The following is a 25,535-nucleotide window of genomic DNA, read 5'->3' as shown; positions in this document are numbered from 1 at the left end:
GAGCCGATGACTACTCTCGAATCCTTCGCCGCCGGACTGAGTTTCCCGCTCGACCCGTTTCAGCGGGAATCCTGCGAAGTTCTGGAAAGCGGCCGCGGCGTGCTCGTGTGCGCGCCCACCGGTGCCGGCAAGACCGTCGTCGGCGAGTTCGCGGTGTTCCTCGCGCTCCGCAGCGGCGGCAAGTGCTTCTACACCACGCCGATCAAGGCGCTGAGCAACCAGAAGTACCACGACCTGGTCGCGGTGCACGGTGCCGACTCCGTGGGTCTGCTGACCGGCGACAACGCCGTCAACTCGTCGGCCCCCGTGGTGGTGATGACCACCGAGGTGCTGCGCAACATGATCTACGCGGACTCGTCGACGCTCGACGGGCTCTCGCACGTGGTGATGGACGAGGTGCACTTCCTGGCCGACCGATTCCGCGGCGCCGTCTGGGAGGAAGTGATCCTCGGGCTGGATCCGTCGGTGTCGGTGGTCTCGCTGTCGGCGACGGTGAGCAACGCCGAGGAGTTCGGCGACTGGATCACCACGGTCCGCGGCGACACCGAGGTGATCGTCTCCGAGGTGCGCCCGACGCCGCTGCACCAGCACATGCTGGTGGGCACGCGGCTGTTCGAACTCTTCGACCGCCGCACCACCGAGGGACGACGCCAGGTCAATCCGGAGCTGACCCGCTACATCAAGCAGCGTGCGCTCGATCCGTCCGAAAGCGGGGAGGGCGGCTACCGGGGCGGCGGCCATCGGGGCGGCCGCGGCGGTGGCGACCGGTACCGCCGTCGATCGGCCACCATGCCGCGGCCGCGGCTGATCCGATTGCTGGCCGACGCGGGTCTGCTGCCGGCGATCATGTTCATCTTCTCCCGCAAGGGCTGCGAGGGTGCGTTCAGCCAATGCCTGCGCAGCGACCTGAACCTGCTGGAACCCGACGAGGTGGCCCGCGTCGACGAGATCGTGCAGCGCCACCTCACCGAGCTGGCCCCCGGTGATGCGGACGTGCTGGGCGTGGACCAGTGGTGGGCGGGTCTGCGCCGCGGCTTCGCCGCGCACCACGCGGGCATGCTGCCGATGTTCCGCCAAGCCGTGGAAGAGCTGTTCGTGCAGGGGCTCACCAAGGTCGTGTTCGCCACCGAGACGCTGGCGCTCGGCATCAACATGCCGGCCCGCTCGGTGGTGCTGGAACGGCTGATCAAGTACAACGGCGAAGCCCACGTGGATCTGACGCCCGGCGAGTACACCCAACTCACCGGTCGCGCGGGCCGGCGCGGCATCGACGTCGAGGGCAACGCCGTGGTGGTGTGGACGCCGGAGCTGATCCCCGAGCGGGTCGCCGGTCTGGCCGGCGCGCGGACCTTCCCGCTGCGTAGCTCCTTCGCTCCGGAGTACAACATGGTGCTCAATCTGATCGACCGGCTCGGCGTGGCGGGCGCCCGCGATCTGTTGCGGCGGTCGTTCGCCCAATTCCAGACCGACCGCACCCTCGTCGGGCAGGCGCGGCAGCTGGACCAGGCGCGCCGCCGCCTGCGCGGTGTGGACCAGGAGCTGGTCGGGGTGGCCGAGAAGGCAGGCCTCGACGCGGGGCTGTCGCTCGACGACACCGAGGCCCGCGGGCCGGAGAACCGCTTCGACGGCTTCCTCGGCTACCTGGATCTGCGGGAGGAGATCCGGCGCTGCGAGCGCGAAGAACGTTTCCTGCGGCGCGTGGCGAGCGAAGACGCGGTGGCCGAGGACTTGGCCGCACTCAAACGCGGACAGGTGATCGCGGTCAGTTCGCGCCGCCACCGCGGCCTGGCGCTGGTCTTGGAAGCCGCCACCATCCCCGCCGATCCGCGTCCGCTGGTGCTGGTGGACGACGGCTGGGCCGGACGAGTCGGCACCGGCGACTTCGTCAATCCACCGGAAGTGTTGGGACACGTGCGGATTCCCCGCGACGCGGACACCCGCAGCGGGCGCGGTCGCCGTCGACTGGCCGACGCCCTGGCGTCGAGCGGGATTTCGCGTCCGGTGGGCCGCGGCGGCAAACGGAAGAAGAACGGCGGCCCCGATCCGGAACTGGCGCGGCTGCGGGCGGCGTTGCGGGCGCACCCGGTGCACGCGGTCGCCGGCTCCGGAAGCCAGCGGTCCAAGCTGGACAAGCTGTTCCGCCTGGGGGAACAGCGCAACCGCCTGGTGCGGGAGACGGCGAGCTTGGAGCGGTCGATCGCCGACCGCAAGTCTCGGCTGGAAGCCGACTTCGACGTCGTCGTCGCCGTGCTCCTCGAATTGGGCTATCTGGAGTCCGACGGGGAGAACAGCGTGCGGGTGACCCCGACCGGCGACGTGCTGCGCCGCATCTACGCCGAAACCGATCTGCTGGTGGCCGAGTGCATTCGGGCCGGGATCTGGGACTCGCTGGGGCCAACCGAGCTCGCGGCGGTGGTCTCGGCGATGGTGTACCAGTCGCGCCGGGACACGTACGCCGACGGCGTCGACTCCATGCCGGGCAGTGCCCGCGTCCGCGATGCGCTGAGTGCGACGTTGCGCGTGTGGCGGGCCACCAACGAGGTGCAGGCGCGGCACTCGGGCGGCTCGGAGTCGCTGGTGACCCCTGAACCGGACACCGGTTTCGTCGCCGCGGTCACGGCGTGGTCGTCGGGTCGGCCGCTGCACGAGGCGCTCACCGCGGCGTCGGCCGGCGGCCAGTTGCTCTCGCCGGGCGACTTCGTGCGCTGGAATCGTCAGGTGATCGATCTGCTCGAACAGATCCGCAACAGCGTGGACCGCGACCAGCCGTTGGCGAGTGCGGCACGGCGCGCGGTGAAGAGTCTGCGGCGCGGCGTTGTTGCTGCCGAGTTGGAGTGACGCGCTGCGGTAACCTGACCGCCGAGTGCTAGTCGACGTCGTGCCCGCAGGTGGGGACGACCTTTGCGAAGGGCAGCGTATGAGCACGCCGAACGACCCGCCACCCTCGGAGTGGGCCGCGCCGCGACCGGGACCCCCGCCCCCGAGGCCCGGACCCCAGGGACCCGGACCCCAGGGACCCGGACCCCAGGGACCCCCACCCGGCTACGGAGCAGGACCCGGTGGACGGCATGCGCGACCACCCCAGGGCATGCCCCCGCAGGGGATGCCGCCACAGGGAATGCCGCCCCAGGGTCGGCGACCGCAGGGGCCGCCCCCGCAGGGGCCGCCCCCGCAGGGGCTGCCCCCACAGGGACCGGTGCCGCAGGGGATGCGTCCGCAGCCGACCGTCGCCCAGCCGCGACCCACGCAGGCGTTGCCCCCGCAGCAGGCCTACGCTCCGCCGCCGGAGCCGCGGGGTGAGCAGTCGGACTACTCGTACTCCTCGGAGTCTCCGGATTCCTCGGGTTCCGGCGGGCGCCGGGGCCTCTGGCTCACGCTGGCCGCAGCCCTGGTGGTGCTCGCCGGTGCGGTGGCGCTGTCGGCGTTCGTGTGGCCGGGTTGGGTCGACAAGACGCTGTCGCAGACCGCGGTGCAGGACGGCGTGCAGAACGTCCTCACCAACAAGGACGCGGCGCAGGGCTACGGCCTCGACAAGGTGTCCGACGTGAGCTGCCCGTCGGGCATGAAGGCCACGACCGGCGAGACGTTCACCTGCCAGGTGAAGGTCGGCGACAAGAACATGCGCGTGACGGTCACGGTGACCGACGACGACGGCACCTACGAGGTTTCCGAGCCGTCGGAATAGTCAGACGGCCGGGGTAGTCACCAGCCGAGATTCACCAACCGAGGGCGGTGCGCAGACGTCCGACGGTGGCGTCGATACCCAGTTCGGCGACGAGGGCGTCCAGGCCGGCCGCGTCGTCGGGAGTCGTGGGCAGCACATCGCTGCCGCGGCTGAACTCGATCGGTGCGTCGGTGCGCACGGCCACCACGGTCCGGGCGGCCTGCAGGTAGTCGGCGGCCTGCTCCAGCGCGGCGCCGATGCGCGGCGCGATCGGCGACTTCTCTTGCCGCGCAACGGCTTCCACTTCGTCGAGGGTGCCGTAGGTGGTGATCAGCTTGGCCGCGGTCTTGTCGCCGATGCCCTTGACACCGGGCAGCCCGTCGGACGGGTCGCCGCGCATCATGGACATCTCGGCGTAGGCGAGCCCCGCCCGTTCGACGGGCAGCGCGTACTTCTCGGCCACCTCGGCCGGGCCCATCAGCTCGGCCTTCGCCAGCCCGCGGCCCACGTACAGGACGCGCACGTCGACGGGCGCGTCGTCGACCAGCTGCAGCAGGTCGCGGTCCCCGGTCACCACCAGGACGTCGTCGACGGCCTCATCGAAGGCGAGGGTGCCGATCACGTCGTCGGCTTCGCAGTCGTCGGCGGCCGCGGTCTCCAGACCGAGGCAGCGCAGGAGCTCGAGAATCATGTCGACCTGCGGGGTCAGGGTCTCCGGAACCTCTTCGGCCAGCCCGTCGCCGCCCTCGGCGACACGGTGCTGCTTGTAGGAGGGGATCAGCGCCGTCCGGAAGGCGGGGCGCCAGTTGCGGTCCAGACACACCACCAGGCGGGTGGGTTCGTGCGTGGTGACCAGCGCGGCGATGGTGTCGCCGAAGCCGCGGACGGCGTTCACCGGGCGCCCGTCCGGCGCGGTCATCTTCTCCGGCAGCGCGAAGAAGGAGCGGAACCAGAGACTGGCGCCGTCGAGCAGCATCACCTTTCCCATGCGCTCACTGTTCCACATCGGGGGTGTCGTCGGTCGCTAGGCTGGCGGGCATGGCTGCCCATTCCTCGTCCTCGGCCCGCTTCGATTCCTCCGTCTACGCCGCCCGGCTGGCGCGCGCGGCGGAGCTCACCCGCGAGGCGGGGCTCGACGCGCTCGTCGTCGGCACCGGTCCGGACCTGCGCTACCTGACGGGCGTGCAGGCGGACACCTTCGAGCGGCTCACCGCGCTGGTGGTTCCGGCGAGCGGTGCGCCCTCGCTGGTGACGGCGCGGCTGGAGTTGGCCTCCCTGCGGGATTCCGCGGTGTCCGAGCTCGGGCTGGCCGTCCGGGACTGGGTGGACGGGGAAGACCCGTACGCGCTGGCGTTGGACGGGCTGGGGCCGGAGGCGCGCCTGGCGGTGTCGGATGCGCTGCCCGCCCTGCACCTGATCCCGTTGGCCGAGCGCGTCGGCCCGCCGGTGCGGTTGGCCACGGCCGTGCTGCGTGAGCTGCGGATGATCAAGGACGACGCCGAGCTGGCGGAGCTGCGGACCGCGGGCGCCGCGATCGACCGCGTGCACGCCCGGATGGGCGAGTGGCTGCGGCCCGGCCGCACCGAGGCCGCGGTGGCCGCCGACATCACCGCCGCGATCCTCGCCGAGGGGCACACCGAGGCGGCGTTCGTCATCGTCGGGTCCGGGCCCAACGGCGCCGACCCGCACCACGAGCAGTCCAATCGCCTGATCCTGGCCGAGGACATCGTGGTGATCGACATCGGCGGACCGGTCGGCGTCGGCTACAACTCCGACTGCACGCGCACCTACTGCTTCGGTGAACCGGCGCCGGACATCGCCGAGGCCTACGCCGCGTTGGAACGGGCGCAGGCCGCGTCGGTGGCGGCGGCCGTTCCGGGGGCCACGGCCGAGAGCGTCGACGCCGCCGGACGGTCGGTGTTGGCCCAGGCCGGTCTGGCCGACTACTTCATCCATCGCACCGGGCACGGGATCGGCCTGTCGGTGCACGAGGAGCCGTACATCGTGGCCGGCAACACCGAGGTGTTGCGGCCGGGCATGGTGTTCTCGGTGGAGCCGGGCGTCTACCTGCCCGGACGCTGGGGTGCGCGCATCGAGGACATCGTGATCCTCACCGAGAACGGTCCCGAACCGGTCAACAAGCAGCCGCACGGGCTGACCGTCCTCTGACCGGTGCGGCCCGGGTTCAGCCGAACATGTCGGCCGAGCCCATCGCGCGGGCGATGTCCACTTCGATCACCACGCGCTGCGGGTTGGGCGACGGTTCGCGGTAGCGGGCGCCGTAGCGGCGTTCGGCATCGCGGACCTGCTCCGGTTCGCGGCGGATCCGGGCCGGGCCCTCCAGGGTGAGCCAGCGCGGTCCGACCACGTGGGTCAGGGCGGCGTGGCCGCCGCGTTCGACGTTGCGGACCTTCTGGCTGCCGTCGAACGTGATGACCCGGGCCTTGCCCGCCTCCTCGTCGAAAGTGAAACCGACCGCGACCACGTGCGGGGTGCCGTCCGGGCGGAGGGTCGCGAGGGATGCCAGGTGGTATTCGGTGAGCAGTTCGCGGGCCTGTGGGCTGAGATCATCGACGGAGCGCGCCATACGCCGACTGTAGAGGCCTGCGGGGGCGAGTCCGGCATCGGTGGGATACTGCACCGATGGGAACGATCGTGGTCTTCGGCGGACGCAGTGAGATCGGAGTGGCCACCGCGGTGCGGCTGGCCGCGGGCAATCGGGTGGTGCTGGCCGCGCGTCGGCCCGACGACTTGGCCGCCGAAACGGCCGCGCTGACCGCGGCCGGCGCCGTCGACGTGGTGACCGTCGGGTTTGACGCCGACGACGTCGCCGCACACGGCGCCCTGGTATCGTCGCTGTTCGACGACTACGGGCCGATCGAGACGGCGGTGGTGGCGTTCGGCATCCTCGGCGATGCCGCCCGCGCGGAAAGCGATGTGGCGCACGCCCTGCAGATCGCGCACACCGACTACTACGCGCAGATCAGTGTGATCACCTTGCTGGCCAACGCTTTTCGGGCGCAGGGCAGCGGCACCATCCTCGTCTTCTCCTCGGTCGCCGGGGTGCGGGTGCGGCGGGCCAATTACGTGTACGGCTCCACCAAGGCAGGTTTGGACGGCTTCGCGAGCGGCCTGGCCGACGCCCTGCACGGCTCCGGCGTGCACCTGCTGCTGGCGCGCCCAGGGTTCGTGATCGGCAACATGACCCGCGAACTGATGGCCGCCGGTACCACGCCCGCACCGATGTCGGTGACGGCCGACCAGGTGGCCGACGCCGTGGTCAAGGCCTACCGCAAGGGGCGCGGGGAAGTGTGGATCCCAGGTCGGCTGCGGCCGGTCTTCTTCGGCATGCGGCTGCTGCCCCGCGCGATCTGGCGGCGGCTCCCGCGCTGAGCTAGTCCCGGTGCCGGGCCCACGGTGAGTTCGCGTCGAAGCTGAAGCCCTGCGGCGCGAGGACGCGCACCACGGTCTCGGCGACGCCTTCGGTGAGATCGGCGATGAGCAGTTCGCGGTCGACCGTGACGATGAGCGGCGCGCCGATCGCGGCCGCGAACTCGGCCTGCCGCGCGGTGAGCCGGCCGTCCGCGGTGACCGCACCGAGCAGCACCCGGCCGTCGTCCTGGTCGAACCAGCCCACCCGCGGTGCCGGGGGCGTCTGCGACGGCGGTCCGGCCCGGTCCATGGCGGCAGCGCCCTCGCGGGCCGCGTCGAGCAGGGCCGCGGCCAACGCCGCCAGATCGACGACCCGCCCGGTCCGCTGTCCGCCGACCACGAGTTCGGCGGTCGTCTCGTCGGCCCGTATGCCCGCGATGTCGGGGGAGTGGGCCAGCACGTCGCCGCGGCCGTCGTCGAGTCCGAACCAGAACTCCTCGGGCAGTTCCCGCGTCCAGGCCGCTGAGCGCAGGCTCGCGCCGAGCCGGTCGGCGATCGCCCACAGCTCATCGGTGCCGCCGATCCGTCCGGACAGCGGCGAGACGACCACCTGCCGGATGTCGGTGGAAGCAGTGGGGTCGGGCAGTCCGGTCTCGGCGAGCCGGGCCTCGAGCGCAGCGTGGTGCTCGGCCGCGACCCCGCGCAGGTGCAGGCCGGCCCGTCCGGTGTGCACGAGGTGGCCGTCGCCCCACTCGGCGGCCGCGGCGGCGAGCGCGGCGAGTTGATCGGCGCGGATGCGCCCACCCGGCAGACTCACGTGCACGAGATGATCACCCGATCGACTCATGCCTTCAGCCTAGGCGCGCACCGTGCGTGACCGAACTCGCCGCGTTCACCCGCGGCCCTCACTATGGAATTCTCAAACAACACATCGCGCCGGAAGTCGAGCCTCCGACACTGCATTCAGATACGTTCTAGGTCCCGCTGGAGACGAGAGTTGTTGGTGGACAGCCGCTTTGGGGCTGCTGGGACTTCAGATCGTGAAACAGGCGTCGCCGGTTTAGCGTCAGGCTGCGCCGGGTAACAACGTCAGCGTGCGCCGGGCATTCGACGGGATCGGCTCCCGGAACCGCTTCGGGTGGTCGGGGTCGGCCGGCGGTACGAACCACGGATGCCGGTCGTGCCCGATGAACACCTCCCACCCGCTCTGGTGAATCAGCATGTGGTGGCGTCGGCAGAGCAGCACGCCGTTGTCGAGGCAGGTCTCGCCGCCGTGCTCCCAGTGGTCGACGTGGTGGCCGTCGCACCACGACGGCGGCAGGCCGCAGCCGGGGAACGCGCAGCCGCGATCGCGCAACACGAGCGCCTTCCGTATTCCCGGAGTGAACAGGCGCTTCTCGCGCCCCACGTTCAAAGGCACGCCATTGTCATCGAGCAGGGCGATCGCCACCGACGCCTCGCACATGATCAGCTCGGCAGTCCGCGCGGAGATCGGTCCGCCGAATCCCAACCACGGCACGGCGGTGTCGCTGTCGGCGAACGGAATCGAAATCGTCTGGCCCGCAACCGAATCGAGCACTTGCCCGTTCATCACCACTGCCGCCGGCACCGACAGCGTGACGTGCGGCAGCACTCCGCCCGATTCCGGGCGTTCGGAGTGCGCGAGGTAAGTGCGGACCACTTGGGTCATCGCGTCGGCGCGGCGGCGTTTGGCCGAGCGCTTGTCGTGCGAGCCGTCCGGTTCCGGCACCGGACGCGTCAGCGGGTCGAGCGCCGAGAACAGTTCTTCCGCGGCCAGAGTGTCCAGGTCGATGGTCACGGACACCCGACCGTCGTCGGTCCGATCCATCGTCATCTCGTTGAGGTCGTCGCGCTCGGCAACAGGAACCTGACCGTCCGCGGTCTCGACCGGGGCGAGTTTGATCGCCCACGCGCGGGCCTTCTCCTTCACGCGCGCCGGTGTGGTCTGCACCATCAGCGAATGCACCACCCGTGCACGGGCCTCGTCGGAGAGATCCACGACGCGGCCTTCCACGTGCCCCACGCCGGTCACGACAGCGTCGCCCTTCTCCGCCGACACCGCGCCGTCGCGGATGCCGCGGGTCACCGCGCTCAGGCCTTCATCGGCGATGGCCCATCCGATCCGAACCGCGCGATGCGCGACCGCCGGAGCCGCACCGAGTTCGGTGACGATCGCCGCGGCGGACCGCACGTGCTTCCGAGCCGGCAGTCCGCTCCGCTCGATGGCCGCACAGGCGGCCGCGAGGGAGTAGTCGACCACGTTGCGCAGTCGCAGCAGGGCGGCGGTTACCGCGAGGAGTTCCCGGTCGTCGTCCACCGCGCGAACGCGCGCCAGGAAGCGCGCGAGATTGTCGACGGAGTCGTCGTTGTCGGTGACATCGTCAACCATGAAGTCGGCGAGTTCGGTCAGGCCTGCTGCGTCCACAGGGGACACCTCCGGTGGGAGAAGCGAAACAGCGGTTGAACCGGTCGAACTGCCCGACGGTCGGTCACACAGTCACTCGATTCGGCAGACGGGCAGAGGTATCCGCATCGTCTAACTCCACGTTACGCCTCATATCTAGATAGCACAACAGTTCGAGCAAAGTATTTTCAAGAAACTTCTGCAGGTCGTCTACCAGCAAAAAGGGCCCCACCCGGACTCCTCGACGGAGTGGGTGGGACCCTTCGGCAAGCTCGGGGAGCAGGGATCAGCGCGGCGATGCCGGGGGGAGCGGGGGGACGTCGACGTAGATGGTGCCATCGGGGTTGCGGATGGTCGTGTCGACCACGACGCCTTCCGCGCGGCCTTCGTCGACCACCACGCCGTCCACATAGCCGCCTCCGCCGAAACCGCGGGCGCCCGGCGCGGCGCCCTGTGGCGTCATGCCGATGAGCGTCACGCGCTCGGCGAACAGGTTGGCGCGTCGCGTGGCGGCGGCGGTGACCACCGGACGCAGGCGGCGTCGTACCGGTCCGGCGAGCAGGATCAGCCCGAGCAGCGTGGAGACCACGCCGGGAATGATCGTCAGGACGGCGGCGCCGGCGAACAGCGCCGAATCGGTGAGTGCACCGCCGGGGGTGGTCTGTTCGGCGCGCGAGGTGCGCGCGGCGGTGAAGATCTCGCGGAAGCGTCGTCCGAGGACGGCGACGCCGATCGCCGAGGCGGCGACCGTGATGATGATGGCCCAGCCCCAGCCGAGGAAGTGCACCATCGCCCAGAAGGCGGCGATCTCGACCGCCAGGTACCCGAGGAAAATCCAGGGCTTCATATTCCGACCTTCCCGCGCCGAAGAGCGCGTGTCGTGGCTTCTTACTGCCTCAACGTACGAGAGCGCGATTTTGCTCCCGATCGGTCGAGAAATGTTTCTCACCGACGGGTGAGGCGGCCCACCTCGCCGGTTCTGCGACAATGGCCGGGTGACTACGCAGCTCCTGCTCGGCGGCATCGTCTATTCCTCTCCCGCGGTTCCCGACGCGACCGCGCTGGCCATCACCGACGGCATCGTCGTGTGGGTGGGCAGCGACGACGTCGGCCGCGCCCTGCACCCGGATGCGGAGGTGGTGGATCTGCAGGGTCGGTTCGTGAGCCCCGGCTTCGTCGACTCGCATGTGCACCTCACCGACACCGGACTGGCGCTCGGCGGACTCGACCTCTCGGGGGTGCGCAGTCGCACCGAATGCCTGCGTGAACTGGCCACCTACCTGGCCGCGCACGCCGACGACGAGTCGGTCGACGGCGTGATCTGGGGGATGGGCTGGGACGCCTCGGCTTGGGTCGACGCCGGGCCGGGCGAGGATGAAGCGCCCAGTACCGACGACCTCGACGCCGTGGTGGGACCGCGCGCGGTGTACCTGGCGCGCATCGACGAACACTCCGCCGCCGCCTCCTCCGCTCTGCGCGAGCTGGTGCCCGGGCTGGCCGACGAGAACGGCTACGACCCGCAGGCTCCTCTGGTCGCCGAGGCGCACCACCGGGTGCGCGGTGTGGCGCGCAGCCTCATCACCCCGGCGGCGCGGCGCGCGGCGCAGCTGCGGGCCCTCGATCATGCGGCCGCGCACGGCATCGTCGCGGTGCACGAGAACGGCGGCCCGGACATCAGCGGGATCGACGACTTCCGTTCGCTCGCCGACCTGGATCATCCCGTGCTGGTGCGTCGCTACTGGGGTCAGGCGGTGACCACGGCCGACGAGGCGCGCGCGGTGATCGCCGAGACCGGCGCGCACGCCATCGGCGGCGACCTGTTCATCGACGGTGCGCTCGGGTCGCACACCGCACTGCTGGCCGAGCCGTACACCGACGACCCGGACACCAGCGGGGTGTCGTACTTGGAGCTCGACGAGGTCCGCGCCCATCTGCGCGCCACCACCGAGGCGGGCATTCAGGCCGGTTTCCACGTGATCGGCGACCGGGCCGCCCAGATGGTGGCGACGGCCATGGCCGAGATCGCCGACGAACTCGGCACCCCGGCACTGGCCGACTGCGTCCACCGGCTGGAGCACGCCGAGATGGTGACCGCGGAGCAGGCCGAACTGTTCGGCTGTTGCGGCGCCGTGGCCAGCATGCAGCCGCTCTTCGATGCCGCCTGGGGCGGTCCCGGCCAGCTGTACGACCAGCGACTGGGGGATCGCGCCCCCGCGCTGAACAACTTCGCCGCGCTCGCGAAAGCCGGTATGACGCTGGCCTTCTCCAGCGACGCGCCGGTCTGCCCGATCGATCCGTGGTCCACCGTGCGCGCCGCCGCGCACCCGCACAACCCGGCCAACGCCATTTCTCCGCGCGCGGCCTTCGCGGCCGCCACCCGCGGCGGTTGGCGGGCCGGCGGTGTGAACGACGGGGTCACCGGAACCCTGGTGCCGGGTGCGCCCGCGCACTATGCGGTGTGGGAGATCGACGAGCTGGTGGTGGCCGCCTCGAACGCGGGTGTGCAGCGCTGGTCCACCGATCCGCGCTCGCGGGTGCCCGCGCTGCCCGATGTGGCCCCCGGCACCCGTCTGCCGCAGTGCGTGATGACCGCCGTCGCCGGCGAAGTGATCTACTCCCGAGACGAGCGTTGACCCGGGAAACCCTGCTGCGGCTGGTCGCCGCGGCGGTCGGCGGCGGACTGCTCTATCTGGCGTTTCCGCCGTCGGGGCTGTGGCTGCTGACGCCGGTGGCGCTGGGACTGCTGTACGCGTGCCTGGCGGTCCGTCGCCCGCGCGCGGCGATCGGCGCCCTCGTCGGCGGGGTGTTCGGGCTGGCCTTCTTCGTTCCGCTGCTGCCGTGGGTCGGCGAGTTCGTCGGCGCACTGCCGTGGTTGGCGCTGTCGGTGGTGATGGCGCTGTACCTCGCCCTGTTCGGCGCGATGGCGACCGTGACCATGCGGCTGCCCGCCGCGCCGCTCTGGTTCGCCGCCTGCTGGGTGGCCGTCGAATGGTTGCGGTCGTCCTTCCCGTTCGGTGGATTCCCGTGGGGTGCAGCGGCATTCAGCCAGACCGACGGATTCTTCCTGCCGGTGGCCCGCTGGTTCGGTGTGCCCGGACTCTCCTTCGTCCTCGCCCTGGTCGGTGCCGGGGTGGCAGCGCTGGTCATCGCGTTCGCCGACCGCGGCCGGCACACGGTGACCGCGGGACTGGCCGCGGCCTGCCTGCTGGCCCCGCTGGCGGTCGCCGGTCTCGCGGTGGCGACGGCGCCGTCGCCCGAAGGCGGCGAGACCGTGCGCGTGGTGGCCGTCCAGGGCAATGTGCCGCGCCTGGGGCTGGACTTCAACGCGCAGCGTCGCGCGGTGCTCGACAACCACTACCGGGAGACCCTGCGTCTGGCCGAGGACGTGGCGGCCGGGCGGCGCGCGAAGCCCGACCTGATCCTGTGGCCGGAGAACGCCTCGGACATCTCCCCGCTGGACAACCCGGACGCGGCGCGCCTGATTCAGAGCGCCGTCAGCGTGACCGGCGTGCCGATCGTGTTCGGCACCCTGCTGTTCGGTCCGGACGGTCGGCCCACCAACACGGTGCTGGTCTGGGAGACCGAGGACGGGCTGGCCGAGCCGGAGCCGTCGGCCCGCTACGACAAACACATCATCCAGCCGTTCGGCGAGTACCTGCCGTGGCGGGACTTCTTCGCGATGTTCTCGTCGTATGCCGACCGAGCGGGCGATTTCCGTCCCGGCACCGGCAGTGCGGCGGTACCGGTGCACACCGGCGGTAGCACCGTGATGCTCGGCGTCTCCACCTGCTGGGAGGTGGCCTTCGACCGCTCTCCGCGGCAGGCCGTGAACGACGGCGCCCAGCTGCTGTTCGTACCCACCAACAACGCGACCTTCGGCGACACCGACATGACCTACCAGCAGCTGGCCATGTCGCAGGTGCGTGCCGTGGAGACCGGTCGGTCGGTGGCCGTGGCGGCCACCAGCGGTGTCAGCGCTCTGATCGCACCGAACGGCGACGTGCTGACGCACAGCGAGATCTTCACCCCGGCGTTGCTCGAAGCGGACCTGCCGCTACGCTCCGGACAGACCCTGGCCGTGTGGCTGGGGCCCTGGCTGCAATGGCTGGTGGTGCTGTGCGCGGTGTGCGGTTTTTTGTACGCGCTGGTCCGAGCGACTAGGTTCGATGCGTTCGGCCGGAGGTCGGCCGCGCACGCGAACGATGCAGTAGTAGAAGACGAGGGGACACCATGACGGGCAGTCAGCACGGACGCGACGAGGTCGTCGGGCCGCAGGGCGCCGGCGGTCTGGTGGTGATCCCCACCTTCAACGAGCGGGACAATCTGCCGCGCATCGTCGAGCGACTCCTGAACGCCCTCAGCGACATCCACGTCCTGGTGGTCGACGACTCCAGCCCGGACGGCACCGGCCAGATCGCCGAGGGCTTGGCCGCGGCCGACGAGGCAGGCCGCATCCACGTGATGCACCGCACCGTGAAGGACGGCCTGGGCAAGGCGTACCTGGCCGGTTTCGCGTGGGGCCTGGAGCGGGACTACCCGGTCATCATCGAGATGGATGCCGACGGCAGCCACGCACCCGAGCAGCTGCACCGCCTGCTGGCCGGCATCAACGAGGGCGCCGACCTGGTGATCGGCTCGCGCTATGTGCCCGGCGGCGAACTGGTGAACTGGCCCAAGCGTCGCGAGGTGCTCTCCAAGGGCGCCAACACCTACGCCCGCATGGCGCTGGGATCGTCGATCAAGGACATCACGGCCGGCTACCGCGCCTACCGCGCGCCCGTGCTGCGGGCCATCGGACTCGACGAGGTCGATTCGGCGGGTTACTGCTTCCAGATCGACCTGGCCTGGCGCACCCTCCAGCACGGCTTCACCGTGCGCGAGGTGCCGATCACCTTTACCGAACGCGAGATCGGCGAGTCCAAGATGGACGGCGGCGTGATCCTCGAGTCGTTCCTGAACGTGGCCCGCTGGGGCTGGCAGGGCCGCACCGCGCGCTTCCGCTCCTGAACCGACACAACTGAACTGCTGCAAGGCGAATGCCCCCACTGCGAACAGTGGGGGCATTCGTGGTCTGCGGGGGAGTGCTAGACGACGCCTCCGCCGCGGCGGCGGCTGCGCAGCAGGTCCAGACGCTCGGTGAGCAGAACGTCGAGTTCCTCTTCGGAGCGACGCTCCAGCAGCATGTCCCAGTGGGTGCGCGGCGGCTTGCCCTTCTTCTCCTCCGGCTCGGCGCCTTCGAGGATGGTGCCCTCCATACCGTTCTTGCACGGCCACTTCGACGGCACCTCGGCGTCGTCGGCGAACGGAATGTCGAAGATCTCGCCGTTGTCGGTCCGGTACTGCACGATCCGGCGGGGTGCGAGGTCGTGGTCGCGGTCGGTCTCGTAGCTCACCGCGCCGAGACGGCTCCCGCGGAGTACTCGATCAGCCATGTAGCTCTGCTCCTCACAAATAAACGGTCAACGGAACCATCTTACGCGTCGCGCACGCATCCGGCACCCGGGTGGCGTCCCGCATCGACCGAGCACGCACGGTAGCCTGTTCGACGTGTCCGAATCCGCTAGCCATCCCGTGCGCAACGCGTGCACCTGGTGTGGCCGCGAGATCGTGGAGTCCGAACGCGGCCGGCGGCGCAAGTACTGCAAGCGGTCGTGTCGACAGCGCGCCTACGAGCAGCGCTCGTTGACCGAGGGTACGTCGATCTCCTCCGACTCGCTGATCCTGTCCCCGGACGAATTGACGTCGCTGGGCGACCGGCTCTTCGCGCTGCGGTGCGCGGTGGAGGACCTCGACACGGCGATCGCCGAGGGCGAGGACCGGAACGAACTGCTCGTGCTGTCGCGGAACCTGGTGGTGCAGGCGAAGGAAGCCGAGCGTCTGCGATGATCCTGCGGGTCTTCGGCCTCTCGTTCGCAATCACCCTCGCCGCGCTCGTGACCGCTTTCCTCTACGGCGGGTGGAACGGGCTGTTCATCTGCGTGATCCTCGGCATCCTTGAGATCTCGCTGTCCTTCGACAACGCGGTGATGAACGCGACCATCCTGGAACGGATGAGCGCCTTCTGGCAGAAGATGTTCCTCACCGTCGGCATCCTCATCGCCGTCTTCGGCATGCGGATCCTGTTCCCGCTGGTCATCGTGTGGGCCACCGCCGGTCTCAATCCGGGGCAGGCGCTGGACCTCGCGTTGAATCCGCCGAATCCGGAGACCCCGGACAATCCGAGCTACGAGACCATCATGCTGGAGGCGCACCCGCAGATCGCGGCGCTCGGCGGCATGTTCCTGCTCCTGATCTTCCTGGACTATGCGTTCGACTCGGACCGGCGGTTCTGGGGACGCATGGTCGAGCCCGGCCTGGCTCGGCTGGGACGCATCAACAACGCCTCGGTGATCGTGGCGCTCGCCGTGCTGCTTGCGGGATCGATGGCGGTCGACGGCGACGAACGCGCGACAGTACTGACCGCCGGGCTGGTCGGCATGATCGGCTATCTGGCCATCTCCGGGCTGACGTCGCTGTTCGATACCAGCGAGGTGGGCCGCGAGGCGGCCGCCGCTGCCGAACTCGCCGGCGACGGTCGGGGTCGTCCGGAACCGGTGGTGCTGGTCGGCAAGGCGGCGTTCATGCTGTTCCTGTACCTCGAGATGCTGGATGCCTCGTTCTCGTTCGACGGCGTGGTCGGTGCCTTCGCCATCACCTCCGATCCGATCCTGATCGCGCTCGGCCTCGGCTTCATCGGCGCGATGTTCGTCCGCTCCATGACCGTGTACCTCGTGCGGGCGGGCACACTGGCGCAGTACCGCTACCTGGAGAACGGGGCGCACTGGGCGATCGGCGCGCTGGCAACGATCCTGCTGGTGAGCCTCGCCGTCGAGGTCAGCGAGGTGGTGTCCGGTCTGGTCGGCGTCGGTTTCATCGGTGCGTCGCTCATCTCGAGCGTGCGCGCCAATCGGACTGAGCGGCAGGTCGCCCACTAGACTCGGCGAGGTGAACGCGATGCCGGAGCCCTACGACGAGGACGCGCAGCAACTGTCGCCGCTGCAGCGGGCCGGCGGGCTGTTGGCCTGGACCGATGCGAGTGCACCGCTGGTGCGCGCGGCACAGTTCGCGCGGCGGCTGGCGCCGCCGGAGCGGGTCGCCGCGGGAGCGTCGACCACGTTGGACCGGCTCGCACGCGCCATCGGAGACGTGAACGCCGAGCGGCCGAGCGCGGTGCGCGAACTCGGTCTGGGCGCGGTGCAGGTGTGGCAGGCCATGAGTCGTCGGCACCGGCCGGACTCCACCGCGCCGATTCCGGTGACGATCCTGTTCACCGACCTCGTCGACTTCTCCCGGTGGGCGCTGCGCGTGGGCGACGACCAGGTTCTGGAACTCCTGCGCGCCGTGAACGAGGTGTCCGAACGGGTGATCCTCGACCGCGGCGGTCAGGTGGTGAAGACGCTGGGTGACGGCATGATGGCGGTCTTCGCGGACGGACGGGAGGCGATCGAAGCCGCGCACGAGGCCACCGTCGCGGTCAGCGCCCTGGTGGTCGACGACTATCGGCCCGCCCTGCGTGCCGGGGTGCACACCGGTGCTCCGCGCGCGGTGGGCGACGACTTCCTGGGCGTGGACGTGAACATCGCCGCCCGCGTCTGCGCGGCGGCCGGGCCGGGCGAGGTGTTCGCCAGCGAGCCGACCCTGGAACTGGCCGGCACCGACGGCTATTCGATCCGCCGCCGCCGTTTCCGTGCCAAAGGCGTGCCGAAGGAACTGAAGGTCTTCCGGGTGGTGCCCCGCTACAACGCCGACGAGTTCGCGGGCCGATGACGTCGGGCTTCGACGACGACGACCTCGAGGCCTACTACGCGATGATCGAGGGGCGCACCGCCGCCCGCAATCGGCCGCGGCGCCGCCGGGAGAAACCGGTGGTCTACGTGGAGCCGACCTGCCCGACTCCGGAGAAGATCGCCTATCCGACCCTGGCCGCGGTGACCGGAGCGATGCTCGCGATCTCGTCCGCACCGCGCGCCTCGCCGTCCCTGCGCTGCTACGAATGCTCCTGCGGCGCCTGGCATCTCACGCGATCGCAACGCTGGTAAGACGACGACGACCCCCGACCGAACGCGGTCGGGGGTCGTCGTGGTTCAGGGCGGTTCAGCTGCGGCGCGCGCTGCCGCCGAGTACGGCGACCGGCGTGTGAGCGACCTGCAGGTGCAATCGTTGGGCCGAACTCAGATTCCAGCGTGCGTTCAGGCGACGCATCTGGCCGCGGACTCGTGAAGTCAGATCGGGACTGGTGCGGTACGGCATGGGTCCTCCTCCTTGGATCGGTTAACGTACATCCATTTGTAACCGACCGTACAACTCAAGTCAAGTTGCGTTGCCCGCGTGTTCACTTTCAGTTCACCTTAGGAAGCGGCCTGACCAGGCGGAAGGTGGTTCAGCTCACCAGTTTGGCGAGTTGCTGGATCTCCTCGACGGATCCGGGTGTCACCAGCATGGTGGACACGCCGGCGGCTTCCCAGACCTTGATCTGCTCGCGCACGTGGGCCTCGTCACCGATGATCGCGGAGTCGTCGACCACGGCATCCGGGATGATCTGCGCGGCCTCGTCCTTGCGGCCGGCGCGGAACAGCGCGGTCACCTCGTCGACCACCTCGGCGTGGCCCATGCGGCGGTACACCTCGGCGTGGAAGTTGGTGTCCTCGCTGCCCATGCCGCCCATGTACAGGGCCAGGAAGGGCTTGATCGCGGCGTACGCGGAGGCGGGATCGTCGGTGAGGACGATCTGCGCGGTGGCGCAGATCTCGAAGGTCTCGCGGGTTCGTCGTGCGCCGGGTCGCGCGAAGCCCTCGTCGAGCCACTCGTTGTAGGTGTCGGCCAGGCGCGGGGTATAGAACAGTGGCAGCCAGCCGTCGGCGATCTCGGCGGCCAGGGCGATGTTCTTGGGGCCCTCGGCGCCGAGGAAGATCGGCAGGTCGGCGCGCAGCGGGTGCACGATCGGCTTGAGCGGCTTGCCCAGGCCGGTGGCGTTCGCGCCGGTGTAGGGCAGCGGGTAGTGCGGGCCGTCGTTGGTGACCGGTTCCTGACGAGCCCACACCTTGCGCATGATGTCGACGTACTCGCGGGTCCGCGCCAGCGGCTTGGCGAACGGCTGGCCGTACCAACCCTCCACCACCTGGGGCCCGGACACGCCGAGTCCGACGATGTGCCGACCGCCGGACAGATGATCGAGGGTGAGGGCGGCCATCGCGCACGCGGTGGGGGTGCGCGCGGACATCTGGATCACCGAGGTGCCCAAGCGCACTCGGTCGGTGCGGCTGCCCCACCACGACAGCGGCACGTAGGCGTCCGAGCCCCAGGCTTCGGCGGTGAACACCGTGTCGAAGCCGAACGTCTCCGCGGCGTCGACGAGTTCGGCGTGATGGTGGGCGGGCTGTGCGCCCCAATATCCAAGCTGCAGACCGAGTTTCATGAATTCAATCTACAAGTGCGTCGATGCGAACGGGCCCGGCTTCCAGAGCGGAAGCCGGGCCCGTGTCGCGGACGCCTCAGGCGCGGATCAGCGACGCAGCTCGAAACGGTCGTTGTCCATCACCTGTGCCCAGGCGGCAGCGAAGTCCTCGACGAACTTGCCCGCCGAATCGTCCTGCGCGTAGACCTCGGCGTAGGCGCGCAGCTGCGAGTTCGACGCGAACACCAGGTCCACGCGGCTCGCGGTCCACTTCTGCTCACCCGAGTCCCGGTCGACCCCGACATAGCTGCCGTCGGCGGCCGGCGACCACTTGGTGTCCATGTCCAGGATGTTCACGAAGAAGTCCTGGGACAGGGTGTCGGCGCGCTCGGTGAGGACGCCGTGGCTGCTGCCGCCGTGGTTGGCACCCAGCACGCGCAGGCCGCCGATGAGGACGGTCATCTGCGGGGCGGTCAGGCCCAGCAGCTGCGCGCGATCCACCAGCAGGTACTCGCCGGGCACCGTGGCGTCGTCGGCGAGGTAGTTGCGGAAACCGTCCCAGCGAGGCTCCATGGCCTCGAACGACTGCACGTCCGTCTGCTCCTGGGTGGCGTCGGTGCGACCCGGGGTGAACGGCACGGTGATCTCGTGGCCCGCGTTGGCCGCGGCCTGCTCGATGGCGACGCCGCCAGCGAGCACCACGATGTCGGCGAACGAGACGTGCTTGTCGCCGCGACGCAGGTGGCCCACGACGCCCTCGGTGGAGGCGTTGTAGTCGTCGGCGATGCCGGCCAGGACCTCCAGCGTGTGTGCCAGCTCATCGGGCTCGTTGACGGCCCACCCGCGCTGCGGCTCCAGGCGCACGCGGCCGCCGTTGGCGCCGCCGCGCTTGTCGCTGTTGCGGTACGACGCCGCCGAGGCCCACGCGGCCTTGACCAGCTGCGAGAGGCTGAGGCCGGAGGCCAGGATCTTCTTCTTGAGACCCTTGATGTCGCCCTCGTCGATCAGGGTGAAGTCCACCTCGGGCACCGGGTCCTGCCAGATGAGGGTCTCCGACGGCACCAGGGAGCCGCGGTAGCGGGACACCGGTCCCATGTCGCGGTGGGTCAGCTTGAACCACGCGCGAGCGTAGGCGTCCTCGAACTCCTTCGGGTTCTCCAGGAAGCGCCGCGAGATCTTCTCGTAGATCGGATCGAAGCGCAGCGACAGGTCGGTGGTGAGCATCATCGGCTGGTGACGCTTCTCCGGGTCGCCCGCGTCCGGGACACTGGTGGCGCCGGCGTTGTCCTTCGGGTGCCACTGCTGAGCGCCGGCCGGGCTCTTGCCGAGCTCCCACTCGTACCCGAACAGGGTCCAGAAGAAGTTGTTGTCCCAGGTGGTCGGCGTGCTGTTCCACGCGCCTTCCAGGCCGGAGCTGACGGCGTCGACGCCGACACCGGTGCGGGTCGGGTTCTGCCAACCCAGGCCGACCTGCTCGAGGGGAGCGGCCTCGGGCTCGGGCCCGAGGATGTCGGCCGGGCCGTTGCCGTGGGTCTTGCCGAAGGTGTGGCCGCCGGCGATCAGCGCGACGGTCTCCTCGTCGTTCATGGCCATGCGAGCGAAGGTCTCGCGGATGTCGATGGCGGCCTTGAGCGGATCCGGATCGCCGTTGGGGCCTTCCGGGTTCACGTAGATCAGACCCATCTGGACTGCGGCCAGGGGATTGTCGAGGTCGCGTTCACCGGTGTAGCGGTTGTCGCCGAGCCACTCGGTCTCCGGGCCCCAGTAGATCTCCTCGGGCTCCCACTTCTCGGTGCGGCCGCCGGCGAAGCCGAAGACCTTCATACCCATCTCTTCCATGGCGTAGGTGCCGGCGAAGATGATCAGGTCGCCCCACGAGAGCTTGGCGCCGTACTTCTGCTTGAGCGGCCACAGCAGACGACGGGCCTTGTCCAGGCCGGCGTTGTCCGGCCAGCTGTTCAGCGGAGCGAAGCGCTGCATGCCGTGGCCGCTGCCGCCGCGGCCGTCGCGGATGCGATAGGTGCCGGCCGCATGCCAGGCCATCCGGATGAAGAACGGGCCGTAGTTGCCGTAGTCGGCGGGCCACCACGACTTGGAGTCGTGCATCACGGTCTTCAGGTCGGCCTTGAGCTCGTCGAGGTCGATGGTGTCGAACGCGCGGCCGTAATCGAAGTCGCTGGGGTACGGGTCGCCCTCGGCGGGGTTTTCGGCGAGCAGCTTCAGGTTCAGCTGGTTGGGCCACCAGTCGCGGTTGCCGCCGCCCTCGGCGGGCTCCTTCATGGAGGCGTGCATCGGGCAGCCTGATGCCGTGCTGTCGTCGACTTCCTTCAATGGCTGTTCGTCGGACACTGCGGTTCCTTTCGGTAGGCCGAGATCTTCGGTCTGAATCAAGGGTCTCTGGGGGTAGGTGGCGGACTGGGGGGCGGGCGGTCAGGTTGTGTGGGCGGCGCAGTCGGGGCAGCGGCCCCAATAGACCACCTCGGCCTCGTCGATCGCGAAGCCGTGGGTTTGCGCAGCCTCGAGGCAGGGGGCGGCGCCGACGGCGCAGTCGACGTCGCGCACGTCCCCGCACTCGCGGCACACCACGTGGTGGTGGTTGTCGCCGATGCGGGTCTCGTAGCGGGCGGCGTGCCCGGCCGGCTGGATCCGGCGGACCAATCCGACGTCGGTCAGTGCGCGCAGGACGTCGTAGACCGCCTGCCGGGAGACGTCGCTCAGCTCGTCGCGCACCGAGGCCAGCACGGTCTCGGTCACGGCGTGCGGGTGGGCGTCGACGGCGGACAGGACGGCTAGGCGCGGACGGGTCAGTCGCAGACCGGCGCCGCGAATCGCTGCGGTGAGCGCCTCGGGGGTATTGCGGGTTGTCGACATGCCTCCATCCTGCCCTAGTTATTTGGACTTAGTCCAGTATTCACCGAATTGGGGTCGGAAGTCCCTGTTCGTTTGCGCCGAGAAGGAAGCGGCGGGGCACGTCGACGAGCATGGTGGTCAGGGTCTCCTCCGGTACGCCGTGCGCCCGGAGTTCGGGCAGCACCCGCTCGTGGATCTGACGGTAGTTCCAGTTCGGCGCGAGTTCGGCCATCTTCGCCGGATCGAACCAGTCGCTGTAGCAGAAGGCGCTCTGCGACAGGATCAGCTGATCGGCGAAGCCTGCGTCGATCAGGGCGAGCAGGGTGGCCATGCGGGTGGCATGCGGGAGCAGCAGGTCGACGCCGAACCGGTCCAGGCCGACCAGCGACCCCGCCTCGGCCAGGTGTCGCAGGTGTTCGACGTCCCCGGTGTCGCCGGAATGGGCGAGCATCACCCGGCGCAGGTCGACGCCCTCCTCGCTGAGGATGCGCTGGGCGATCAGCCCGGATCGGGTGTGCGGATTGGTGTGCACGATGACCGGCGCCCCGGTGGCCACGCTGGCCTGGCCGACGGCGCGGACGATCCGCTCGACACCGTGCGTGAGACCTTCGGCTTCGATGACGCACGCCAGTGCGGCGGCCTTGATCCCGGTGCGCCCGATCCCGTCGGTGAGGTCGCGGACGAAGGCCTCCACGAGCGGTTCGGGCGCATCGAAACCGAGCCCGGGACCCGTGTAGTGGAACTGCAGTGGCAGGTCGCTGTAGGTGAACAGACCGGTGGCCGCGAGCACGTTGAGCTCGGCCTGTTCGGCGACACGGCGCACGCGTTCGACGTGCCGCCCCATGCCGGGCACCGAGACGTCGAGCAGGGTGTCGACGCCGAGCGCCTTCACCTCGGAGAGTCGTTGCACCGCGTGCGCGACCTGCGCCTCTTCGTCCCAGTCGGGCAGGAAGTTGAGGCGGTAGTCCTCGTTGAGGACGAAGACGTGTTCGTGCGCCAGAACCGTGCCGAGTGCCGAGGCATCGATCGGGCCGGTCACGGTGTTGATCGTCTGCATCGCGCCCTTTGCTGGTTTCCGGTGAGGAAATCGCCCCGCCCCCGTGGAGAGCAACTGTAGGGCGCGGCTGGGCCCGGCGGACCCGAATGGCAACGCCGGTTCCCGGGTGCCGCGCGGCACCCGGTGTGGCGAATGCCGGTGTCGTACAGTTTCCGCATGCTACGAACTGGTCAGACTTTCGCTGGACTCCGCGTCGTCGGCACGCTCGGTGTCGGGGAGGCGGGGGAGAGCTACCTGGTAAAGGCACCGAACGCGACGGCGGAGGACATTCTTCTGCTACTGCCCGAGTCGCGCACCTCCGACTCGGCCTATCGCCAGGAGTTTCTCGCCGCGGCGGCGCAGGCCGCGACACTCGATCACCCGGCGGTGGTCGCGGTGCGCGGCTACGGCGAGGAGCAGGGGCGGTTGTGGATCGCGCGGGAGTATCTGCCCTCGCCGACCGCGGAGACGCTGGTCCGGCAGTCCGGGCCGTTCTCGCCCGCCGAGACCGTCGCCGCGATCGCCGCGCTGGGCGGCGCGCTCGACCAGGCCCGCCAGCGCGGGCAGGCGCGTGCCGAGATCGCGCCGGCCGACCTGATCGTGGTCGAGGCGCACGAGGGACGCCGGTACAAACTGAGCGGTTTCGGGATGCCTGCCGCCAAGGAATCCGAGGATCGGGCCGATCAGGTCGCCCTCGGTGATCTGGCGACGTTCCTGCTGACCGGCGGCGCGTCGATCGGGCAGCGGGTCACCACCATGCGGCCGGAGCTTCCGGAAGCGGTCAACGAGGTGCTCGGCCGCGTTCGGGAACCCGCCGCCGATCGGTACGGTTCCACCGGCGAGTTCGCCGCGGCGCTGGCGACCGCACTGCTCGGTGACGAAGGCACCGCGATCGTGGATGCCGTCAACGCGCCGACGACCGTCGTGCCGAGTCCGCCCGCCGAGCCCACCGCGACCATTCCGACCGGTCCGGCCGCTCCCACCCAGCCCTATCACTCGGGCCCGCAGTACGGGGTACCCCCGCAGCAGGTCAACCAGTGGGGACAGCAGCCGCCCGTCGCCCCACCGCCCGGCGGACAGTACGGTGCACCCGGCTATCCGTTCGCCGGTGGGCAGCCGCCGGCCTACCCCGGCGGTCCCGGCGGCCCCGGTGGACCGGACTACCCGGGCGGCTATCAGGTCGGGCCGCAGCAGCCGGACGACGGCGCCCGCAAGCGCAAGCTGGCGATGGTCATCGGCATCGGCGTCGTCGCGTTCCTACTGGTGATCGGCCTGGTGCTGGCGCTGACCCTCAGCGGCGGGGATGAGGACGAACAGAAGACCGCGTCGAGCAGCAGCGCGACCACCACCTCCACGTCGAGGACGACGACCACCCCTACGCAGACCAACCCGATGGTGGTCAACGGGGTGCCGACCAAGTGCGTGGCGGGTGCACCGACGATGCGCGGCACGACGGCGTACCTGGACGGCGGTCCGATCCGGATCGACGCCGTCGACCTGCCCCCGGGCTGGAATCCGGACCCCGGCAGTCAGATGCCGTTCCTGGTCGACTCCGACGGCCTCGTCGTCTCCCGCCCGGCCGGCGAGAACTGGCAGGCACAGCTGCTGGTGGGTTCGCTGCCCGCCAGCTTCACCGGCGACCTGGACGCCATCGCTCGCAAGTTCATGGAGTGCCTGTCCGAGATGCCCGGCTACGCCAACACCAATGCGAAGCCGGCGGTGATCGAGAATCAGCGGGAGAGCACCCCGAACAACAGCGACATGAAGCTGCTGTACTTCACCGGCAAGGTGCCGGTGAACCGCGGTTCCATCACTTCGGACGACTTCGTGCTGCTGGTGGCCGACACCCAGCCGCGGAGTATCGCACTCGGCTACTCGGCCAACAACGACCCGCTGAGCCAGGGGGAAGTGACGAAGGCAGTCCAGGAGGCGCTGGTTAAGACCCGTTAGCGGGTGGGCGGTCGGTGCCAGGTGAGCAGCACGTGCATCACCGTCGCCGCGGTCACCACGATCCCGGAGTAGACGAACAGCCAGCCGATCACCGAGAACACCACCCCCAGGGTGCCGAATCGGTTCTCGGCGGTGTCCAGGATGTCGCCGAATCCGATCGTGGTGACCAAGAAGAAGAGCGCCACCGCGGCGCCGGTCGCGAGGCCGGTGGCCACGACCGCCCGGCCGTCGATGCGGCCGGCGGTCAGCAGCCGGATGATCGTCGCCCAGACGAGCGTCCACAGGACGAAGCTGAAGACGGTCTGCACCACGAGCTCGCCCCCGAACGGCCAGTTGCGGATGCCGAACACCTCGGCGGTGATCCCGGCGACCAGGGTGCCGATGATCAGCGGCCAGCGCCACCAGCCGGCGAGGCCGAGCTTGGGCAGGGCCCAGACCTCGGCGTACATCCGGTCGAGGGCTCGGGTGAACGACGTGGCGCCGATCAGGACCATCAGCACACCGAGGATGCCGAAGGTGGCGCTGGTCGACTCGTCGGTGGACGGCGTGGTCATCTCGAGTTCGAGCCACTGGGTACTGATCCGCCGCATGGCGCGGCCCACCGGGCCGTCGGACGACAGCGTCGTGATGAGGATCAGCACCGGCAGCAGGGAAGTGAAGGCCTGCCCAGCCAGCGTCATCGCTCGGTCGGACACGCCGACCCGACCCAGCGCGACCAAGATTTCGACGACGACGGTGCCGCGGAGGCGGTCGCCGACGGCGGACACGCGCTGGCGCAATGGGGATTGGGTCACGCGCCTAAAGT

The 25,535-nt window shown here is 69.9% G+C and carries 24 protein-coding genes; 12 read left to right on the top strand and 12 right to left on the bottom strand.

All coding sequences use genetic code 11. The features are described from left to right. Positions 1-6 precede the first annotated feature (6 nt). Both ABD989_RS09945 and ABD989_RS09940 read left to right on the top strand, forming a co-directional pair. Positions 7-2,838, top strand: a complete 2,832-nt coding sequence (locus tag ABD989_RS09945; protein WP_345313361.1) for a DEAD/DEAH box helicase — start codon at positions 7-9, stop codon at positions 2,836-2,838. Between the two features lie 370 nt (positions 2,839-3,208). Next, positions 3,209-3,685 carry a DUF4333 domain-containing protein gene (locus tag ABD989_RS09940; protein ID WP_345313360.1) on the top strand — a complete coding sequence of 159 codons (477 nt, stop codon included), beginning with the start codon at positions 3,209-3,211 and terminating at the stop codon, positions 3,683-3,685. A 31-nt stretch (positions 3,686-3,716) separates the two neighbouring features. Here ABD989_RS09940 and ABD989_RS09935 read toward each other — a convergent pair whose 3' ends face one another. After that, complete coding sequence (locus ABD989_RS09935; protein WP_345313359.1) at positions 3,717-4,652, bottom strand: 5'-3' exonuclease; 936 nt, start codon at positions 4,650-4,652, stop codon at positions 3,717-3,719. 50 nt (positions 4,653-4,702) lie between these two features. On the opposite strand from ABD989_RS09935, the gene ABD989_RS09930 reads away from it, so the two are divergent. Continuing rightward, positions 4,703-5,833: a M24 family metallopeptidase gene (locus ABD989_RS09930; protein ID WP_345313358.1), complete on the top strand. Its 1,131-nt coding sequence runs from the start codon at positions 4,703-4,705 to the stop codon at positions 5,831-5,833. Between the two features lie 16 nt (positions 5,834-5,849). Here ABD989_RS09930 and ABD989_RS09925 read toward each other — a convergent pair whose 3' ends face one another. After that, positions 5,850-6,251 (bottom strand): pyridoxamine 5'-phosphate oxidase family protein, encoded by a 402-nt coding sequence (locus ABD989_RS09925; RefSeq protein ID WP_345313357.1) that lies wholly within the window; start codon positions 6,249-6,251, stop codon positions 5,850-5,852. A 56-nt stretch (positions 6,252-6,307) separates the two neighbouring features. Here ABD989_RS09925 and dprE2 point away from each other — a divergent pair, with 56 nt between their 5' ends. After that, positions 6,308-7,057 (top strand): decaprenylphospho-beta-D-erythro-pentofuranosid-2-ulose 2-reductase, encoded by a 750-nt coding sequence (gene dprE2 / locus ABD989_RS09920; protein WP_345313356.1) that lies wholly within the window; start codon positions 6,308-6,310, stop codon positions 7,055-7,057. A 1-nt stretch (position 7,058) separates the two neighbouring features. Here dprE2 and ABD989_RS09915 read toward each other — a convergent pair whose 3' ends face one another. The 3 genes from ABD989_RS09915 to ABD989_RS09905 all read right to left on the bottom strand — a co-directional run bounded on the left by ABD989_RS09915 (position 7,059) and on the right by ABD989_RS09905 (position 10,308). Further along, positions 7,059-7,883, bottom strand: coding sequence for a hypothetical protein (locus tag ABD989_RS09915; protein ID WP_345313355.1), 825 nt, complete (start codon positions 7,881-7,883; stop codon positions 7,059-7,061). A 219-nt stretch (positions 7,884-8,102) separates the two neighbouring features. After that, the gene (locus ABD989_RS09910; RefSeq protein ID WP_345313354.1) at positions 8,103-9,482 is read right to left on the bottom strand and encodes an HNH endonuclease signature motif containing protein; all 1,380 of its coding nucleotides are present in this window, start codon (positions 9,480-9,482) and stop codon (positions 8,103-8,105) included. A 265-nt stretch (positions 9,483-9,747) separates the two neighbouring features. Then, on the bottom strand, positions 9,748-10,308 hold the full coding sequence (locus ABD989_RS09905; RefSeq protein ID WP_345313353.1) for an FxsA family protein: 561 nt from the start codon (positions 10,306-10,308) through the stop codon (positions 9,748-9,750). 148 nt (positions 10,309-10,456) lie between these two features. Here ABD989_RS09905 and ABD989_RS09900 point away from each other — a divergent pair, with 148 nt between their 5' ends. Genes ABD989_RS09900 through ABD989_RS09890 form a run of 3 tightly spaced genes read left to right on the top strand, consistent with a single transcriptional unit; the run spans position 10,457 to position 14,468 of the window. After that, positions 10,457-12,094, top strand: coding sequence for an amidohydrolase (locus ABD989_RS09900; protein WP_345313352.1), 1,638 nt, complete (start codon positions 10,457-10,459; stop codon positions 12,092-12,094). Continuing rightward, positions 12,091-13,695, top strand: a complete 1,605-nt coding sequence (gene lnt, locus ABD989_RS09895; RefSeq protein ID WP_345313351.1) for an apolipoprotein N-acyltransferase — start codon at positions 12,091-12,093, stop codon at positions 13,693-13,695. The genes ABD989_RS09900 and lnt overlap by 4 nt, the downstream gene beginning before the upstream one ends. Beyond that, positions 13,692-14,468, top strand: a complete 777-nt coding sequence (locus ABD989_RS09890; RefSeq protein WP_345313350.1) for a polyprenol monophosphomannose synthase — start codon at positions 13,692-13,694, stop codon at positions 14,466-14,468. The genes lnt and ABD989_RS09890 overlap by 4 nt, the downstream gene beginning before the upstream one ends. 77 nt (positions 14,469-14,545) lie before the next feature. On the opposite strand, the gene ABD989_RS09885 is transcribed toward ABD989_RS09890, so the two are convergent. After that, a complete protein-coding gene (locus ABD989_RS09885; protein ID WP_246996082.1) occupies positions 14,546-14,893 on the bottom strand; it encodes an RNA polymerase-binding protein RbpA in 348 nt (115 codons plus the stop codon). Positions 14,894-15,008: 115 nt separating this feature from the next. Between ABD989_RS09885 and ABD989_RS09880 the strand changes: the two genes are divergently transcribed. The 4 genes from ABD989_RS09880 to ABD989_RS09865 are packed head-to-tail and all read left to right on the top strand — an operon-like array spanning position 15,009 to position 17,539. Then, entirely contained in the window at positions 15,009-15,347 is a 339-nt protein-coding gene (locus tag ABD989_RS09880) for a hypothetical protein (protein ID WP_345313349.1), read from the top strand. Further along, positions 15,344-16,435 carry a DUF475 domain-containing protein gene (locus tag ABD989_RS09875; RefSeq protein WP_345313348.1) on the top strand — a complete coding sequence of 364 codons (1,092 nt, stop codon included), beginning with the start codon at positions 15,344-15,346 and terminating at the stop codon, positions 16,433-16,435. Before ABD989_RS09880 ends, ABD989_RS09875 begins: the two co-directional genes overlap by 4 nt. A 19-nt stretch (positions 16,436-16,454) precedes the next feature. Continuing rightward, a complete protein-coding gene (locus tag ABD989_RS09870; protein WP_345313466.1) occupies positions 16,455-17,267 on the top strand; it encodes an adenylate/guanylate cyclase domain-containing protein in 813 nt (270 codons plus the stop codon). Then, positions 17,264-17,539: a hypothetical protein gene (locus ABD989_RS09865; protein WP_345313347.1), complete on the top strand. Its 276-nt coding sequence runs from the start codon at positions 17,264-17,266 to the stop codon at positions 17,537-17,539. The genes ABD989_RS09870 and ABD989_RS09865 overlap by 4 nt, the downstream gene beginning before the upstream one ends. A gap of 55 nt (positions 17,540-17,594) precedes the next feature. Here the strand turns inward: ABD989_RS09865 and ABD989_RS09860 are convergent, their stop codons facing one another. From ABD989_RS09860 to ABD989_RS09840, 5 genes are all read right to left on the bottom strand, one after another. After that, positions 17,595-17,750: a hypothetical protein gene (locus tag ABD989_RS09860; RefSeq protein ID WP_345313346.1), complete on the bottom strand. Its 156-nt coding sequence runs from the start codon at positions 17,748-17,750 to the stop codon at positions 17,595-17,597. A 130-nt stretch (positions 17,751-17,880) separates the two neighbouring features. After that, positions 17,881-18,915, bottom strand: coding sequence for an LLM class F420-dependent oxidoreductase (locus ABD989_RS09855; protein WP_246996069.1), 1,035 nt, complete (start codon positions 18,913-18,915; stop codon positions 17,881-17,883). A gap of 87 nt (positions 18,916-19,002) precedes the next feature. Then, positions 19,003-21,243 carry a catalase/peroxidase HPI gene (gene katG, locus ABD989_RS09850; protein WP_345313345.1) on the bottom strand — a complete coding sequence of 747 codons (2,241 nt, stop codon included), beginning with the start codon at positions 21,241-21,243 and terminating at the stop codon, positions 19,003-19,005. An 81-nt stretch (positions 21,244-21,324) separates the two neighbouring features. Then, positions 21,325-21,765: a Fur family transcriptional regulator gene (locus ABD989_RS09845; RefSeq protein WP_345313344.1), complete on the bottom strand. Its 441-nt coding sequence runs from the start codon at positions 21,763-21,765 to the stop codon at positions 21,325-21,327. Between the two features lie 40 nt (positions 21,766-21,805). Continuing rightward, positions 21,806-22,801, bottom strand: a complete 996-nt coding sequence (locus tag ABD989_RS09840; RefSeq protein ID WP_345313343.1) for a phosphotriesterase family protein — start codon at positions 22,799-22,801, stop codon at positions 21,806-21,808. A gap of 156 nt (positions 22,802-22,957) precedes the next feature. On the opposite strand from ABD989_RS09840, the gene ABD989_RS09835 reads away from it, so the two are divergent. After that, entirely contained in the window at positions 22,958-24,730 is a 1,773-nt protein-coding gene (locus tag ABD989_RS09835; protein WP_345313342.1) for a serine/threonine-protein kinase, read from the top strand. Here ABD989_RS09835 and ABD989_RS09830 read toward each other — a convergent pair. Further along, entirely contained in the window at positions 24,727-25,524 is a 798-nt protein-coding gene (locus ABD989_RS09830) for a hypothetical protein (protein WP_345313341.1), read from the bottom strand. The two genes, ABD989_RS09835 and ABD989_RS09830, sit on opposite strands and share 4 nt — an antisense overlap. Positions 25,525-25,535 lie beyond the last annotated feature (11 nt).

This window comes from Gordonia alkaliphila, from assembly GCF_039542465.1.
Lineage (GTDB): Bacteria > Actinomycetota > Actinomycetes > Mycobacteriales > Mycobacteriaceae > Gordonia > Gordonia alkaliphila.
Note: the sequence above shows the minus strand (reverse complement) of the source record. Positions and strands in the feature narration are given on the sequence as shown.